The sequence below is a fragment of the Desulfoscipio geothermicus DSM 3669 genome, assembly GCF_900115975.1.
Taxonomy (GTDB): Bacteria; Bacillota; Desulfotomaculia; order Desulfotomaculales; family Desulfallaceae; genus Desulfoscipio; species Desulfoscipio geothermicus.
In genome coordinates, this window is record NZ_FOYM01000022.1 from 47,340 (window position 1) to 61,289 (window position 13,950).

Genomic DNA, 13,950 nt, shown 5'->3' on the forward strand with positions numbered 1-13,950 from the left:
TGAGAAACTTAAATGGCTTTAAATTACGAGATCACCGGCATGGCGCCCTGCCTGGCCGACGGGGCCAGGGTAAGGGTTACCGCCATGTGGAACCAGGATATAGGGGAATTGTTGCCCTACGTTAACGCCGTGGTCAAGTATGCTTCCTTTGACCCCGGAGGGGTGGTGATAACTTTTAAATACCGGGGCTGCCCGGTAATTCTGGAAAGGCGGCGGGTAACCCTGGGTCAGTTGGCCGACCTGGATGAAGCCGAGGATATTATGGATGATTTGGTTGATTTTTTACGCCGGGTGCAGGACAAGAAAGCAGAAATAACGCCCCTTAACCAACCGAAACCACAGCCCCAGGTGCATGAAATAATCAGGATGCTGCCCCGTAACAATTGCGGCCAGTGCGGCGAGCCCACCTGCACGGCTTTCGCCCTGAAATTGGTATTGGAGCGGCAGAAGGCGGAAAATTGCCTGCCTCTGACCGGCGATGAGATCTGCACGGTGCTTAAAGTGTTGGAATCTCTGGATAACCGGCAGTTGAAAATTGAATAACCATATAATGAAAATTTTTTTACCCAGGTATATTAATAAATATTTATATATTTATTAGATTAATTAAAAGGGGAGTGTACAAAAATGAAAAATGCTGATTACAGTGCCAGGATGGTCAATTTGCTCGGGTTGGAGTGCCCGCCCTTGGCCGCCAAGTTCCTGAAACCGGGCGAACTGGTGCCGGAAGGTTACGACAACAGCAAGAAAATGCGTTACTGCCAGGCGCTGATGATGGGCAAGCACGGCCATAAAGTGCTGGTCAACGGAGACAACATCACCTGCCCGGCCTCAGCTTCGGCTTTTGGTTTCAAGCCGCTGCCGGAAAAACTGCAAAACGGCCAAATGATGACCGGCATGGGCCTTTTCGGCAACCCCGCGGCGGCAGCCAAAACCATCGGCCTGATGCCTCGCATGAAACCCGGCGAATGTGCCGGTGTGCTGGTGGCACCGCTGGCTCAGGCGGATTTTGTTCCCGATGTGGTGGCGCTGGAGGGGAAACCGGAAAAGCTGATGTGGGTGGCCCTGGCCGATATATTTGAAGCAGGCGGCAGACACGGCTTCCAGACCGGCGTGTTCCAGGCCACCTGCATTGATTCCACCCTGGTACCGTACCAAACCGGCAAACTTAATGCCAACCTGGGTTGCTACGGCTGCCGGGATGCCACCGATATTCCCGAGGTGGAGTGCCTGTTGGGCTTCCCCGCCGGCAGTCTGGATAAAATAGTCGGCGCTCTTGAAAAACTGGCTGCAAAAGCTATTCCGCGTTCCCGGGCCAAAGGCGCCTATAACTCGATGGCGGCCTGCGATGGCCAGAACTAATTCGGAACGCACAACTTGTTTAACTTTCACAGGCGGTATGCAGTAAGGGGACACATCCTCAGCGTTAAGGGGATACACCCTCAGTGGTAAGGGGACACACCTCCTGCGAATGAATGTCCCCAACGTATGAATGTCTCCAACGAATGCCGAAATATAATTTGAAGGGGGATATAAACATGGAAAACCAAAAAACTCCGTCCGTAGAGCAAATCCTGCAGATGATGGAACAAAACCTGGGTGAAAAGCCCGTACCCATGATCATGATGTCGAAACTTGTTCCGGAATGGGTGCCCAAACAGGCCCAGGAAGGAAAATTTGTTTTTGACCTGCCCAACATATCGGAAAAGTATAAACACCTGATTATAATTGCGGCGGCGCTGGCGGCGGGCAGTAAAATGTGCACGGAAATGTACATGAAAAAGGCCAAAAAAGCCGGTATAACCAATGAAGAAATCGGCGAAGCAATCCTGACGGCCCCGTTTCGCACTAGCTTCAACCGTGTTTGCCACTGCCTGGACGGCATACAGAAAATTACCGAGTAATTAAATCAGTGCTTCGCCAAGTTGCTTGAGCCCGTTGAAGATTATGGTCTAATCACCTAAAAATAGCTATTTATCCTAGTTTTAAACTAAACTTATGATTATGGTGGTTGGTATTGCATTTGCTTAAAATATAAGTAAACTTTTATATATAACCAAACCGGCATACTAAGCTATGTCGAAATGTTACACATGTTCCGTTATGGGATAAACTGATGTGTTATATGTTAACAATTTCAGCGGGAGGTAGATCATGTCAAAAAGGCATGTAATTACAGGCTGCAGCTTTCAAGCGGGTCAAACTGTCTCCATTGAGCCGGGCGGTCAGATTATGCTACCATCGGATACTAGTCAAACCAACGGTAATAACGGTGCTGTAGAGGCGTTATGCATCAAAACTAAAAACGGTTTTCAAATTATCCCACGGGTAGTTGATGTTAGAAAACTATATATTGAAGCCACCACGGTTTGCAACTTTGCTTGCACAACCTGTATTAGAAATTCCTGGCATGACGAACTGTCCCACATGGAGTGGGGTGTTTTTAAGCGCATTGCAGAGAGTTTGGACAGGTTGCCGCGACTCGAGCGTGTCCACTTCGGCGGCTTCGGCGAGCCCTTCAGCCACCCCCGGCTGCTGGACATGCTGGAAACAGTAAAAAACAGGGGACTACGGGCTGAAGTCATCACCAACGGTTCATTATTATCAGAGGAGGTTATCAATAAACTTATTGATCTCAAACTGGATATGATATTTGTTTCCCTGGACGGCCCGGACGAGGCAGAATACTGCCATATCCGGCAGGGGGCGGATTTTCACGGGGTTCTGAACAATTTAAATCTGCTTAATGAAATAAAAGCCCAAAGAGGCGTACACTACCCCGAGCTGGGCATTGAATTCGTAGCTACCAAGGATAATTTCCATAAACTACCATGCCTGGCCAAACTGGTACAGGAATTGAACGCGCGCCGGATGATTGTTACCAATGTGTTGCCTTATAATGAGGAGATGAAAGATCAAATTCTTTATGACATGGACGATACGGGGGCGCTTTTTGGTAATGATTCGGTTTTGCTGATGATTCAGGCCCAAATGCCGTATATGAAATTGCGCACCGAACGGTACTGCAAATTCGTCGAGGACAAGGCAATGGTCGTCAACCACATGGGTTTTGTTTCGCCCTGTTATGCACTGATGCATTCGTACAACTGCTATATATATGGCCGTATTAAGGAAATGTATCCTTTTTACCTGGGTAATGTAACTGAAAAAAAACTGGACCAAATATGGACAGAACCTATTTACATTAACTTTCGGCGGGCTGTTAATAATTTCCATTTTCCATCCTGTACCGATTGCAAGTTCCTGGACGGCTGTTCATATGTGGATAACAATGACGGTGATTGTTGGGGCAACAGCCCGTCCTGCGCAGAATGTCTCTGGTCCAGGCAGTTAATCGCCTGCCCTTAAAAATTATAAGAGCTTTACAGGTATTTAACAATAAAGCTATTGACATACAAGGTAATGATAATTATTATATAAGCAACTTATTATGTATTATTTTTTGCTGCAAGATATAAATGAACTTTAATGTTTTAATTGAGAGGAGGTGCCATTGAGGTTGGCTAAATGCTGTGACCCCGGCGCACCGAGAGTATATAAGATTGAATTGGATACCGGCACGGTGGGCATATTGGGGTTGGACCTCATTATGGCCGAGGTGAGCTTGATGGAGCCGCTTTCTGAAGAGGAAGCAAAGAAAGAATTGCTACAAAGGGCCGCTGCCAACAATTATATTCCCGGTTCCGCCAGGGAAAAATATGCCGAGGCATTGTACAGGGAATATGTGAAACAAATTGAATGAGGAAAAGGGCGAAACAATAATACCGCAACTTTATATGGGGTTGTGATCACACCTGGCCGGATACTGGGCGGCAGGGTGTGATCCACCGGTCAAGTCCCTTCAAAAAAAGAGATAATCGACTGGATTAAAGAATGCTAATTTTATTTTTGGTCTAAAATATAAAATAATTTTTATATAATAATTGAGTGGGGAGGTTAAAACTGATGCCTGACTCAGTAACTGGCAAACTAAATTTTCTGGACCGGTATTTAACGCTCTGGATTTTCCTGGCCATGGCAGTTGGGGTGGCGGGTGGTTACATTTACCCGCAAATCGCTGACTTTTGGGGACAATTCCAGGTAGGCACCACCAATATCCCCATTGCCATCGGTTTGATTATCATGATGTACCCGCCCCTGGCCAGGGTAAAGTACGAGGAAATAGGCAAAGTATTTACCAACGGCAAGGTCATGGGCCTCAGCCTGGTGCAGAACTGGATTATCGGCCCGCTGTTGATGTTTTTTCTGGCCATAATTTTCCTGCGGGGCTACCCGGAATACATGACAGGCCTTATTCTGATCGGCCTGGCCCGCTGCATTGCGATGGTCATAGTCTGGAACGGACTGGCTAAAGGAGATTCCGAGTACGCCGCCGCCCTGGTGGCATTAAACTCTATCTTCCAGGTACTGTTCTTTTCGTTATACGCTTACTTTTTCATTACCCTGATGCCCCGGTGGTTTGGCCTGGAGTCTTTGGAAGTACACATTTCGATGGCGGAAGTGGCCAAGAGCGTGTTTATCTATCTCGGTATACCTTTTCTGGCGGGTATTATTACCCGGTTTACCTTAATGCCGGTGAAGGGCAAGGAATGGTATGACAAACAGTTTATGCCCAAAATCGGTCCTTTAACTTTAATTGCTTTGCTGTTTACCATCGTGGTGATGTTCTCCCTGAAGGGCAATTATATTGTTACCCTGCCGATGGATGTGGTTAGGATTGCCATACCACTGGTCCTGTACTTTTTAATCATGTTCATATTTTCGTTCTTTATGAGCAAAAAGATGGGAGTCAATTATGAGCAGGCCACAACCCTTTCCTTTACCGCCGCCAGCAACAATTTTGAGCTGGCCATCGCAGTGGCGGTGGCGGTGTTCGGTATCAATTCCGGCCAGGCTTTTGCTGCGGTAATCGGCCCGCTTATTGAAGTACCGGTGATGATCTGGCTGGTCAACGTAGCCCTATCTTTCAAACGGAAATATTTCGATCAAAGGGTGCTGCCGACCAGGTGATACAAGAATTTAGCCGGGATGCAACCGTTGCTCCCGGCTGTATCTATTGGGGGAAGAATAATGAAGGCTGTGTTGGACTTTTTAAAAATTTTAGCTGATGAAACCCGGCTGAAAATTATCATGATGTTATCCCGGCGGGATATGTGTGTCTGCGAAATCATGGATGAGTTGGGTATGTCTCAGCCTGCTGTTTCCCACCATCTCAGGATCTTGAAGAAAAGCGGCATAGTGCGGGATGACAAAGATGGCCGCTGGGTATTTTATTCCTTGAATCAAAAGGTTTTTGCGCAACGGGTATGTACTAATAATGACTTGTTTAATCAAATAAGGGGCAACTTGGAAAACCGGCAATCGCACCGGGATTACGACGCCTGTCTGCGTATGGAAAAAGAAATACACTCATGCCTTAAAGCAAACAATTAGATGGTTTAATTAAAGCTGGCCGCGCTGCCAGGCAATAGGGGGAATAAATATGCGAATTGCAGTTTTTTCCGATATTCACGGCAATAAACATGCCCTGGATGCAGTTTTGGCGGACATACAAAGCCGTGAACCGGACTTGGTGGTCTGTTTGGGCGACCTGGTTGGGTACGGGGCTTATCCCGACGCGGTGGTGCAGGCCATTCGGGAGAGCGGTATCCCCACTGTGATGGGGAATTACGATGACGCAATCGCCAACAGCCGCATGGTCTGCGGGTGTGACTATAAAGATGAAAAAGCTATGGAAGCAGGGGTTAAATCGATCTCCTGGACCACTGAAAATACCTGCCGGTCAAGCAAAGAATTCATGATGAGCTTGCCGGACAGGATTAACAAAGAAATCGGCAGGCGCAGGGTGTTATTCGTACACGGCAGCCCCCGTAGGTTAAACGAGTACCTTTACGAGGACGTGCCCGCCGCTGATGTGCTGGCCATGTTGCATGAAGCAGATGCCGACGTGCTGGTGTGCGGACATACTCACTTGCCATACCACCGGGTTGTGGAAGGCCGGCACATAATAAACGCCGGAAGCGCCGGCAAGCCCAAGCACGGCGACCCGCAGGCGGTGTATGCGCTGATTGAAATGGACGCTGATATACGGGTGGACTTTATTAAAGTCCCATACGATTATGAATCTGCCGCCTGGGCCGTTGAAAAGGCCGGCCTGCCTGCTGAATTCGCTGCGATTATAAGAACGGGTATTAGTTAGTCGGCTACGAAATTTTAGTCTAAAAAATTGTCATGCCCGATTTTTCATTTCTTATTCAGAGAAAACTTTTGTGGAAAAGCCTCCGGGCTTGTCCCGGAGGTGGTTGTGCGGGCGGCAGCCCGCACTGGATGTCGGACACCCTGCCGAGAGGCAGGGCAGGCCGGCGCTGCGCAAGTGGCAAGCGCGGCAAAGGGTACATCTAGCGCGCTCCCGTGAGGGACGTGACGGAGGAGAGAGGGGTAACCGAGAGGTCCCTATCCGAAGTGTGCAGGTTGAAAGCGCAACGCTGAATTGGTCTTCCCCCGATAAATTAGACAGTGATTTAAGCGCTTTTTCTTTGTTTTTCACAGTTTTTTACGTAAGCATTTAACATGAAGCTTATCCTCAACATGACGGACCGGCGGCCTTGACATCCACCCGGCGCGTGTTGATTATTAATTACCGACGGGCGGCTCCAGGAAACATACACTTAGATACAAGCCCGTCTGAATTGCAAGTGTAACACGCGCCGGGGCCCGTCTGTCAAGGCTTCCCTTCGGCGCCTTATTTACAGTACATGGTTTTTCCCTCTGGGCTCACCTAAAAACATAACTTATTAATATTGGATTTATTTCCATGCGCAGTTAATATTGTCAAGAAGCGCATTGTCCTAGCTTTTCATAACTTTCCGGACTCATGTAGTTTATTGAAGAATGCATCCTAACCCGGTTGTAGAATACTTCTATGTATTCAAACAAGTCCCGGCGTGCCTGGGCACGAGTCTTATATAGCCGATGGTAAACTAATTTGGCATCCCGACGGAGCATGTACTGGGCCACCGGGAAGTGCCCGGGGCGGCCACGGCCTGTCCCGGGCGGTTTGTAGATATGACCGCATTGCGCCGGGCGCTGGGCGGCCGGGCAAAAGCGCCCCAACCGGACGCACCGGTATCCGGGGGTCGGCGCGATGCTCCGGCTTTGCCGGAGATACCCGCGCCGCTCCTGTGGCGTGTGCAGGCCGGCGCCTTTCAGAGCCGGGAGGCGGCGGAGCGGCAGGCCCGAAGGCTGCGCGACCTGGGCATCGACGCCCTGGTGGTGGCGCCGGATTAGTAAGTGGAGGTTGGGGAATCAGGTTTCTCAATGACCATCCCGGAGAATGCATGAATAGCCAACTTTTTTTATAATTACAAAGATACTACGAAACAAAATACCCGTTCCCTTTTTCGGTACGGGCATAGATAAGGTAAGCAGAATAAAATAATGTCAATCTTTCGAGCCAATCGTCTTTTTCAATGGCAAGGTAGGGGGAGTTATTTTGCCTTTGCTCTATCAGCCCCATATTCATAAGAGGCGATAAATATTGGTCAACCAGACCTTCTAAATTTGAGAGTTTAGGAAGTTGGGGCCAGTGAGGAATATCCCGGAAATACTTAAAAACAAACTTAATCGCATTTTCAACATCGGTATGAGGTAAGCTTCCGATACCTGTTGCTAACCCATTAGGGGTAATTTTTCTAGAATTTCATTCACCATCGCTATCCTTGATAATAGTGGCATCTTTCTTTTCTACAGCCGTGCGGGTGCCGGTGGCTGTCGCTGCAGACCAACTCTCCGTCGCAAGGTAAGGCAATTTTTAGATGTTCTTGTACGAGTTTACAGCTTAAAGTCAAAGCCGTCCGTACAAAGTTTTTGCAGCAACATGGGCCTGTTTGGTTTGCTATGGCTTCGATAACCTGAGACACAACACTCATGGTAGCGGCAGTTTCCTTATCCTTTGGACAGGCGGCACCCAAAATAACGCTGAAACAAGCCCCGATAGCGGGAGCTACGCCGCAAATACCAGTTAAGCCGCAATAGGCGCCTATGGCCTGTTTTCTTGTCCGGCTCAAAGCCTCAGTAATTTGACTTTCCGTGATTTTAATTTCTCTGCTGTTTTTAATTGCTGCCAAAAGAGCCCCCGCAGCTATCCATGCATGTTCACAGCCCAACATTGGTATGGGGGCTGATTTCATCATCGTTTCGGCAACTTCCAATGGATTAGTGCCTCGTGCAGTGAGAGCCAAATTTAAGATTTTTTCATAAGAATCTTTCCCATGACACTCGTCACAGACATAATGGCTGTTTGGACAGTAAACGTAGCCAATTTCTTTTTGCCCGCAGTATATGCAAGAAAACTCTCTGCCGGATTCCAGGTAGTCAAGTTTATTTCCACAAATCAGGCAGTTTTCTAAAATATTTTCTTGGTGTTGACCAACACCTTCTTGGGATGAGCCTCAGCAGCCTGTCCCATGTCCCAGTTCTTTTATAGTCATTGTTACACCCCCCTAAGCTCATCCTACCGTACTGTGTTATAAAATACAATTGGCACTACCTAACATTATTTGCTATTTCACATCACAAAGAAAATGCCGTTTACCGGCTTCAACCGGTGGCGTATTTTGTTAAGGATTGAATCTGAAGTTGAGCCCAATAAAAAACAAGTTGCGGTTCAAAGGAAAACGCCCAAATGATACCCAACTTGCTCAATTTCAGATTTAATACAGAGAACGAACGCCATTAGAAAAGCTATGGGGTTTGAATCATACTTCTTCTCGCTAAAAATCAAAAATGAAGTCGAAGCTGCTGTATCTTATGGAATTTCAGCACTAAATTGTTGGTAAAATAAGTAAAACCCTTGGGGGTATATGTGTGCTTAATATAGAAACAATAAAAACCAAGGCGGTTCCAATATTTAAAAATTACGGCGTAAATCAGGCGTATATTTTCGGTTCCTTTGCCCGTGGCGAACAGAACCAAGATAGCGATATTGATTTTCTTATTGAATATGACCCCAATGCCGACTTTACGTTATTCGAGCTAGTTGAGTTAAAATATGCTCTCGAAGAAGCCTTCCATCGAAAAGTAGATGTTGTAACTCAAGGTGCTCTTTCAAAATATATTAGACCCTATGTTTTAAAAGACAGGAAGGCGATAATGTGAAAATTGAAATTATTGGAGAAGCAACAAAGAATCTCTCAACAGAACTAAGGGATAAATATCCCTATATACAATGGCGCTCAATAGCAGGTATGAGAGATGTTTTGATACACGAATACTTTGGTGTTGATTTGAAACTGGTATTGGACACTGCTACTAAAAAAATTCCGAAGTTAAAGGAACAAATTGAAACAATTATAAAAGCAGAACAGTAACTTAATGTTAAATATTTTATAACCCAGCTATCAGCTTTAGAAACTCCGTAAAGACACGGAGTTTTTTTTTTAAGGGGGTGATAGCCATGATTTCGTAGTTTTCTCGTGTGGTATGCAAAGATTAACGGTGATAGAAAAAATTTAGGAGGAAAGTTTAATGAATAAATATACTAAGTTATTTACAATATTTATTAGCTTTTATTTACTTGTTTAATTTTCCAATAAGTTCTTTTGCAAAACATATATATACAGTGAAATAGGTAATAGATATTTTTCAAAGACCGGTAGGCCCCTATTGCAGATTATATGCTCCACAAACAGTAGATTTAACTCCTATTTTAATTAATAGCCCTGATGGAAAAAGTTTTATGAAAATTTCTGGTCTATCTATATTAAGGGATACAAGATGGGATTTTGGTCTTGTGGATGGGGATTGCGTGTTTTATTTAACTTTTTATGGCATAAGAAATGATGGATCTCTAGGAGAAAGCTGTAGTATTAATTGGAATGGATGGGAAACAGAAGGTGAGTCAAGGAACTTTGAAAAAGTATTTCAAGAAAGCTATGTGAAACTAAAAATAGTACCAAGCGTATATTTTTGGTCGTGTGAAAAAAACGATTATAATACATTAGAGTATTATTATTTTACTGGATCAGTAACTTTTTGGTCGGGTGGATATGTGCCCTCAAAAGAGACTTATAATTCTATAATAAACGCTACTAATACTGCTGCTACGAACGCCACCAACGCCGCTAATGCCGCCAATGCCGCTAAAACTTCCGCAGACACAGCGGCAGCAAGGTCATATTACAATGGCAATACTTCTGGTTATTGGAGCTACAACAATTAAAGCATCATAACAGGCTCAAGCAGTTTATCAATTGTTTCATATACATTAAGTAGGATTCCTGCTATTTATATTTTTTTTCCACTGCCGCAAGAACATAAACTATTTCTGTCAGGCTTTATTGACATTAATAATCCTCCCTTAATTAGTATATAATACCAGTTAGGAGATGTTTCGACAAAACAAAAGACAATCCTTTCCAAGTGTAAAAATAATTACGCTGGCATCACTGCCAGCATTGTTATTTTATGGGGGTAGTTCTATGAGGAAAATTTGAACGGAGATAAAACACAGGGTTGAAAAAATATTAATCCTCGCAGTCTGTCTATTATGTGCAATTTCCTCATCAAAGGGGTAAGTAAATGGGATAAAATCAGTATTAATAATTACCGCATCATAGATTAATATTAAATATCCCGAACGAAAAGGCCACAAAAAAAGCTGAGCGCGAGCAATGACGAGCCGCAGGAGGAAACCGGATTCTTTTCTCTTACGTTTCGCCTATCTCGGGAATTGCTTTTAGGGCCGGTTCCGGTGTCTTTGGTGGTAAAAAAGGGTGGCGATCTTTGGTAATATTTCCGGCGCAATCCCCATCCTTTGATCTTGCACCGCCAAAATAACCGCCACCCCTATCTAAAGCATCCTAATTATCCGGATTTTACCGGTCAAACGAATAGTTGGCAACCACGCCTTTTTATATATTAGACGTATTAACCATCGGTTAGTTTTATTTTTTTAATGTTTTCTATTACACTGGTCTGCTTTTCAATTGGGACTATCATATCCTTAGTAATCTTTGCTCCTTCACCATGCCGGTGTAAGAAAGCACTTACAGCACAATGTTCGCCAAAACCACAAACATAACAGGGGGTTGTACCACTGGCAATAATATTATCCACCACTTCGACACCGTGGTACATTTCAAAGAAGGTCTTTAAATATTTGGCCGTTATTTCGCCATGACCTTCGCCGGATACAATCGCCAGTATTACTTTTCTCAGGTTCAGCTTTAACCCCTGGTGCCTAAATGCAAACCATCTTTCCAAGAAGTTATGTGTTAAGGCATTTATGCCAAAGGCTGCTCCATAATAAGCGGGGACGCCGAGTACCATCAATTCAGCTTGTCTAATCGTTTCCTCAACGGAAGCCCAGTCATCTTTTTGTACACATTGATTGGTTTTCAGGCATCCCAAGCAGCCTTTACAGGGGTTAATCAGTAGATCTTTAAGAGAAATTATTTCAGCATTATAATTATTCAAGTTTTCGAGAATGAGTTTTACCAGCTTATCTACGGAACTATTGTTTCGTGGGCTGCCGCTTACACCTATAACTTGCATAATATTTTTTCCCCCGATTTTTATTTAAGCCCGGCCCTGCTCACGATGGTTTCAGCCACTTCTTCAGCGCTGTTGAAAGGAAAATCCTCGGCTGTCAAAAGCTTCCCGGCTTCACCGGCGGTAACTTCGAGGTCCCCGGCCTTGCAAGTAGTATCCGCTCCCTGGGGGAAAGCGGCCAGTAAGGCTTCCGGAGTGGCTATGGGGAAATTCGCTCCTTGAAGGGCTCCGATAATCTGTTTTTTAATGGTTTCGCGTACTGACATATAGGTGATTCCTCCTTTTAAATTTTTTAGAGCAAGCTTAAAAGCTTTAGCACTATATTACTTGTAAAAGCAATTAAAATAAGTAAACTGTTTTACAAGAAAAATAAAAAGTTGCCACTGGATGAGTAGCAACTTACAATTTCTTTACTTGGATATCGGTCTATATAAAATTATGCCTTGTTGTTGTAAGTATTCCAGGGATTCCTGCAGCTCTGTATGGCTGATACCAATCAAGTTGGCGAGTTTGTGGTAAGAAATGCCGTTCAGATCCAAAATACCGTCCTCACCCTCACAGAGAAACAGGTTCAAAAGCATTTTAACGGTTTTGCCGAGGGGGGTGTCGGCTTTGATTTCGAATAGTAAATCCCGCATCAGATTTACCCGGCTGACCATTTTTTTAATTTGGGCGTCAACTTCTTCTTTATCCCGGCTATGCTTGGGGCAATGTAATTATTTTTGAATCATACCACCAGCCCCGTTACACGGCTTCGATGGCGCCGGCAAGTTTTTCCTTGCTTAAAAGGATAAATTGGTGTCCCCTGGTGGCGATGGCCCCCTCCTGCTTCAAATCGCCCAGAACATTGGTCACCATGACCCGCGAGGCGTTGACCAGGGATGCTATATCCTGGTGAGTGAGGTCGATATCGATAATGGTTCCTTCGGGAGAAGGTTTTCCGTATTCACCGGCCAGCCTGAGCAGCATGGCCGAAATTCTGCCTTTCACATCCTGGAAGGCGATGCTGGCTACCTTATCGGTGTAATTATTTAATTTGCCCCCCAGCAGTTGGATTATTTTCAGGGCTGTTTGCGGGTTTTGCAGCAAAATGGCGAAGTGTTCTTTATTACATGAGCAGATAAAGGTATCCTTCATCGCCTGAGCATTCATGGTATGGCGGGCGTTTTCTTCAAAAAAAGTGTTTTCACCGAAAATATCGTCCTCTTTGAGGATATCGAGGGTAATTTCCTTGCCACCTTCCGAAACTTTGAACAGCCTGACCTGGCCATACTTGATCAGGTAGATAGTATGCGCGGGATCTCCATCCCGGAAAATCATTTCGTTTTTACGGTAGACTTTTTTACCGGCCAGTACCCCGATTTTTTCCCGTTCCGTAAAATCAAGGGTGGCAAACAGGGCCAGCTCTTTCATGCATTTAATTTTTTGCATTAATTGTTTCACCCGTTCAAAAGTTGTTCCAACAGCTTGCGTAAATTGTCCAGGTCCACCGGTATAGTTTCCACGGGCACTTGAGCGTAGTCATAGAATTCAAGCAGATTCATATCATCAATGGGTACAATTCCTGTGTCCAAAAGCAATATACGATCATAATAACCAAAATTTTGCCGGGCATCAACCGCGTCCCAACCTAGCCCTTCCATAAAAATCTTGCGCCAGTTTTCCAGCCACCCGCTGGTGAGGTAAAAAGTTTTGGCTTCGGCGTCCAGCTCCGCCATTTTTTCTCCCAGGAGCATCTCAATGCAACTTTTAGCCTGAATTACCCGCCCGCCGTGTTCTGCAGCTATTTGCTCTATCTCCGGATGGCATTGATTCCCTATTATCAAAGGGATATTGATTCCAGCTATTCCGCGCAAGTTTTCGGTTACGGATTGGGCCAGCTTATCAAGATCTACGTGTAAAGCTGCGTCGATGTAGGTAATATCTGTATTTTGTTCCCCTAACAGGTGTTCCAATTCATGGCGCAGTATGCCGCAGCATAATATTTTTTTTCCGGACAAACTGTTTCACCCCCTGGCATTTTGTTATACCTGAATCCGTGAAAGTATCACAATCAGCAATAATAGCAGCAAAATAATGGAATTAACTGCCATAACATATCAATAAATATTTGCTGTATGTCATTAACTTTATTGCGTAAAATTAAGCCATTTTAACACCTCAACTTAAAACAGGATTTAGGCAATAACCAACAAGCCCAACCAAATAATATTCTTGGTAAGGTTATATCACATATTAATATCTTGCCAAGAACCAGTGTTTAGTTTAAAGCCAAGGCAATACGCTTGAAAGTCATAAACCACGGACTGTGGCAGCCAAAACGCAACTTATATTTTCTGGCATGGTAAACCATGCGCGATGCTAATGTAATAAGATTCT

The 13,950-nt window shown here is 44.9% G+C and carries 18 protein-coding genes and 1 pseudogene; 12 read left to right on the top strand and 7 right to left on the bottom strand.

The genetic code is table 11. The annotated features are described in order from the left end of the window. Positions 1 to 12 precede the first annotated feature (12 nt). The 8 genes from BM299_RS13165 to BM299_RS13200 all read left to right on the top strand — a co-directional run bounded on the left by BM299_RS13165 (position 13) and on the right by BM299_RS13200 (position 6,220). Positions 13 to 543, top strand: coding sequence for a (Fe-S)-binding protein (locus BM299_RS13165; protein WP_092485097.1), 531 nt, complete (start codon positions 13 to 15; stop codon positions 541 to 543). A gap of 84 nt (positions 544 to 627) precedes the next feature. Next, positions 628 to 1,362: a DUF169 domain-containing protein gene (locus BM299_RS13170; protein ID WP_207545185.1), complete on the top strand. Its 735-nt coding sequence runs from the start codon at positions 628 to 630 to the stop codon at positions 1,360 to 1,362. A gap of 176 nt (positions 1,363 to 1,538) precedes the next feature. Then, positions 1,539 to 1,904 (top strand): carboxymuconolactone decarboxylase family protein, encoded by a 366-nt coding sequence (locus BM299_RS13175; protein ID WP_165608317.1) that lies wholly within the window; start codon positions 1,539 to 1,541, stop codon positions 1,902 to 1,904. Positions 1,905 to 2,154: 250 nt separating this feature from the next. Beyond that, positions 2,155 to 3,369, top strand: a complete 1,215-nt coding sequence (locus tag BM299_RS13180) for a tungsten cofactor oxidoreductase radical SAM maturase (protein WP_092485103.1) — start codon at positions 2,155 to 2,157, stop codon at positions 3,367 to 3,369. A 145-nt stretch (positions 3,370 to 3,514) separates the two neighbouring features. Continuing rightward, complete coding sequence (locus tag BM299_RS13185; RefSeq protein ID WP_092485106.1) at positions 3,515 to 3,763, top strand: hypothetical protein; 249 nt, start codon at positions 3,515 to 3,517, stop codon at positions 3,761 to 3,763. 203 nt (positions 3,764 to 3,966) lie between these two features. Continuing rightward, a complete protein-coding gene (arsB, locus tag BM299_RS13190; RefSeq protein ID WP_092485109.1) occupies positions 3,967 to 5,031 on the top strand; it encodes an ACR3 family arsenite efflux transporter in 1,065 nt (354 codons plus the stop codon). A gap of 60 nt (positions 5,032 to 5,091) precedes the next feature. Continuing rightward, on the top strand, positions 5,092 to 5,454 hold the full coding sequence (locus tag BM299_RS13195) for an ArsR/SmtB family transcription factor (protein WP_165608318.1): 363 nt from the start codon (positions 5,092 to 5,094) through the stop codon (positions 5,452 to 5,454). A gap of 49 nt (positions 5,455 to 5,503) precedes the next feature. Further along, positions 5,504 to 6,220: a metallophosphoesterase family protein gene (locus tag BM299_RS13200; protein ID WP_092485115.1), complete on the top strand. Its 717-nt coding sequence runs from the start codon at positions 5,504 to 5,506 to the stop codon at positions 6,218 to 6,220. A 632-nt stretch (positions 6,221 to 6,852) separates the two neighbouring features. Here the strand turns inward: BM299_RS13200 and BM299_RS13205 are convergent. Next, positions 6,853 to 7,002, bottom strand: a pseudogene (locus tag BM299_RS13205) (IS3 family transposase); the annotation flags it as partial. A gap of 42 nt (positions 7,003 to 7,044) precedes the next feature. Between BM299_RS13205 and BM299_RS13210 the strand changes: the two are divergent. After that, on the top strand, positions 7,045 to 7,308 hold the full coding sequence (locus BM299_RS13210) for an SPOR domain-containing protein (RefSeq protein WP_245779776.1): 264 nt from the start codon (positions 7,045 to 7,047) through the stop codon (positions 7,306 to 7,308). A gap of 425 nt (positions 7,309 to 7,733) precedes the next feature. Here the strand turns inward: BM299_RS13210 and BM299_RS13215 are convergent, their stop codons facing one another. Beyond that, entirely contained in the window at positions 7,734 to 8,510 is a 777-nt protein-coding gene (locus BM299_RS13215) for a DUF5714 domain-containing protein (protein ID WP_425429490.1), read from the bottom strand. A 376-nt stretch (positions 8,511 to 8,886) separates the two neighbouring features. On the opposite strand from BM299_RS13215, the gene BM299_RS13220 reads away from it, so the two are divergent. From BM299_RS13220 to BM299_RS19090, 3 genes are all read left to right on the top strand, one after another. Next, positions 8,887 to 9,177 (top strand): nucleotidyltransferase family protein, encoded by a 291-nt coding sequence (locus BM299_RS13220; protein WP_092485124.1) that lies wholly within the window; start codon positions 8,887 to 8,889, stop codon positions 9,175 to 9,177. Beyond that, complete coding sequence (locus BM299_RS13225) at positions 9,174 to 9,389, top strand: HepT-like ribonuclease domain-containing protein (protein WP_092485127.1); 216 nt, start codon at positions 9,174 to 9,176, stop codon at positions 9,387 to 9,389. The genes BM299_RS13220 and BM299_RS13225 overlap by 4 nt, the downstream gene beginning before the upstream one ends. A gap of 368 nt (positions 9,390 to 9,757) precedes the next feature. Next, positions 9,758 to 10,240 (top strand): hypothetical protein, encoded by a 483-nt coding sequence (locus tag BM299_RS19090; RefSeq protein ID WP_131820646.1) that lies wholly within the window; start codon positions 9,758 to 9,760, stop codon positions 10,238 to 10,240. Between the two features lie 707 nt (positions 10,241 to 10,947). On the opposite strand, the gene BM299_RS13230 is transcribed toward BM299_RS19090, so the two are convergent. From BM299_RS13230 to BM299_RS13250, 5 genes are all read right to left on the bottom strand, one after another. Continuing rightward, entirely contained in the window at positions 10,948 to 11,574 is a 627-nt protein-coding gene (locus BM299_RS13230) for a flavodoxin family protein (RefSeq protein WP_092485130.1), read from the bottom strand. A 20-nt stretch (positions 11,575 to 11,594) separates the two neighbouring features. Next, positions 11,595 to 11,837 (bottom strand): MTH865 family protein, encoded by a 243-nt coding sequence (locus BM299_RS13235; RefSeq protein ID WP_092485132.1) that lies wholly within the window; start codon positions 11,835 to 11,837, stop codon positions 11,595 to 11,597. A gap of 144 nt (positions 11,838 to 11,981) precedes the next feature. Further along, on the bottom strand, positions 11,982 to 12,209 hold the full coding sequence (locus tag BM299_RS13240; protein ID WP_131820647.1) for a hypothetical protein: 228 nt from the start codon (positions 12,207 to 12,209) through the stop codon (positions 11,982 to 11,984). 106 nt (positions 12,210 to 12,315) lie between these two features. Further along, positions 12,316 to 13,002 (bottom strand): Crp/Fnr family transcriptional regulator, encoded by a 687-nt coding sequence (locus tag BM299_RS13245; protein WP_092485138.1) that lies wholly within the window; start codon positions 13,000 to 13,002, stop codon positions 12,316 to 12,318. Between the two features lie 8 nt (positions 13,003 to 13,010). Then, on the bottom strand, positions 13,011 to 13,571 hold the full coding sequence (locus BM299_RS13250) for a DUF1638 domain-containing protein (protein WP_092485141.1): 561 nt from the start codon (positions 13,569 to 13,571) through the stop codon (positions 13,011 to 13,013). Positions 13,572 to 13,950 lie beyond the last annotated feature (379 nt).

Excerpts from the sequence above, each read along its gene's own strand:
- BM299_RS13165 (WP_092485097.1), top strand. The coding sequence starts at position 13 with ATGGCTTTAAATTACGAGATCACCGGCATGGCGCCCTGCCTGGCCGAC.
- BM299_RS13170 (WP_207545185.1), top strand. The coding sequence starts at position 628 with ATGAAAAATGCTGATTACAGTGCCAGGATGGTCAATTTGCTCGGGTTG.
- BM299_RS13175 (WP_165608317.1), top strand. The coding sequence starts at position 1,539 with ATGGAAAACCAAAAAACTCCGTCCGTAGAGCAAATCCTGCAGATGATG.
- BM299_RS13180 (WP_092485103.1), top strand. The coding sequence starts at position 2,155 with ATGTCAAAAAGGCATGTAATTACAGGCTGCAGCTTTCAAGCGGGTCAA.
- arsB (WP_092485109.1), top strand. The coding sequence starts at position 3,967 with ATGCCTGACTCAGTAACTGGCAAACTAAATTTTCTGGACCGGTATTTA.
- BM299_RS13195 (WP_165608318.1), top strand. The coding sequence starts at position 5,092 with ATGAAGGCTGTGTTGGACTTTTTAAAAATTTTAGCTGATGAAACCCGG.
- BM299_RS13200 (WP_092485115.1), top strand. The coding sequence starts at position 5,504 with ATGCGAATTGCAGTTTTTTCCGATATTCACGGCAATAAACATGCCCTG.
- BM299_RS19090 (WP_131820646.1), top strand. The coding sequence starts at position 9,758 with ATGAAAATTTCTGGTCTATCTATATTAAGGGATACAAGATGGGATTTT.
- BM299_RS13230 (WP_092485130.1), bottom strand. The coding sequence starts at position 11,574 with ATGCAAGTTATAGGTGTAAGCGGCAGCCCACGAAACAATAGTTCCGTA.
- BM299_RS13235 (WP_092485132.1), bottom strand. The coding sequence starts at position 11,837 with ATGTCAGTACGCGAAACCATTAAAAAACAGATTATCGGAGCCCTTCAA.
- BM299_RS13240 (WP_131820647.1), bottom strand. The coding sequence starts at position 12,209 with ATGCGGGATTTACTATTCGAAATCAAAGCCGACACCCCCCTCGGCAAA.
- BM299_RS13245 (WP_092485138.1), bottom strand. The coding sequence starts at position 13,002 with ATGCAAAAAATTAAATGCATGAAAGAGCTGGCCCTGTTTGCCACCCTT.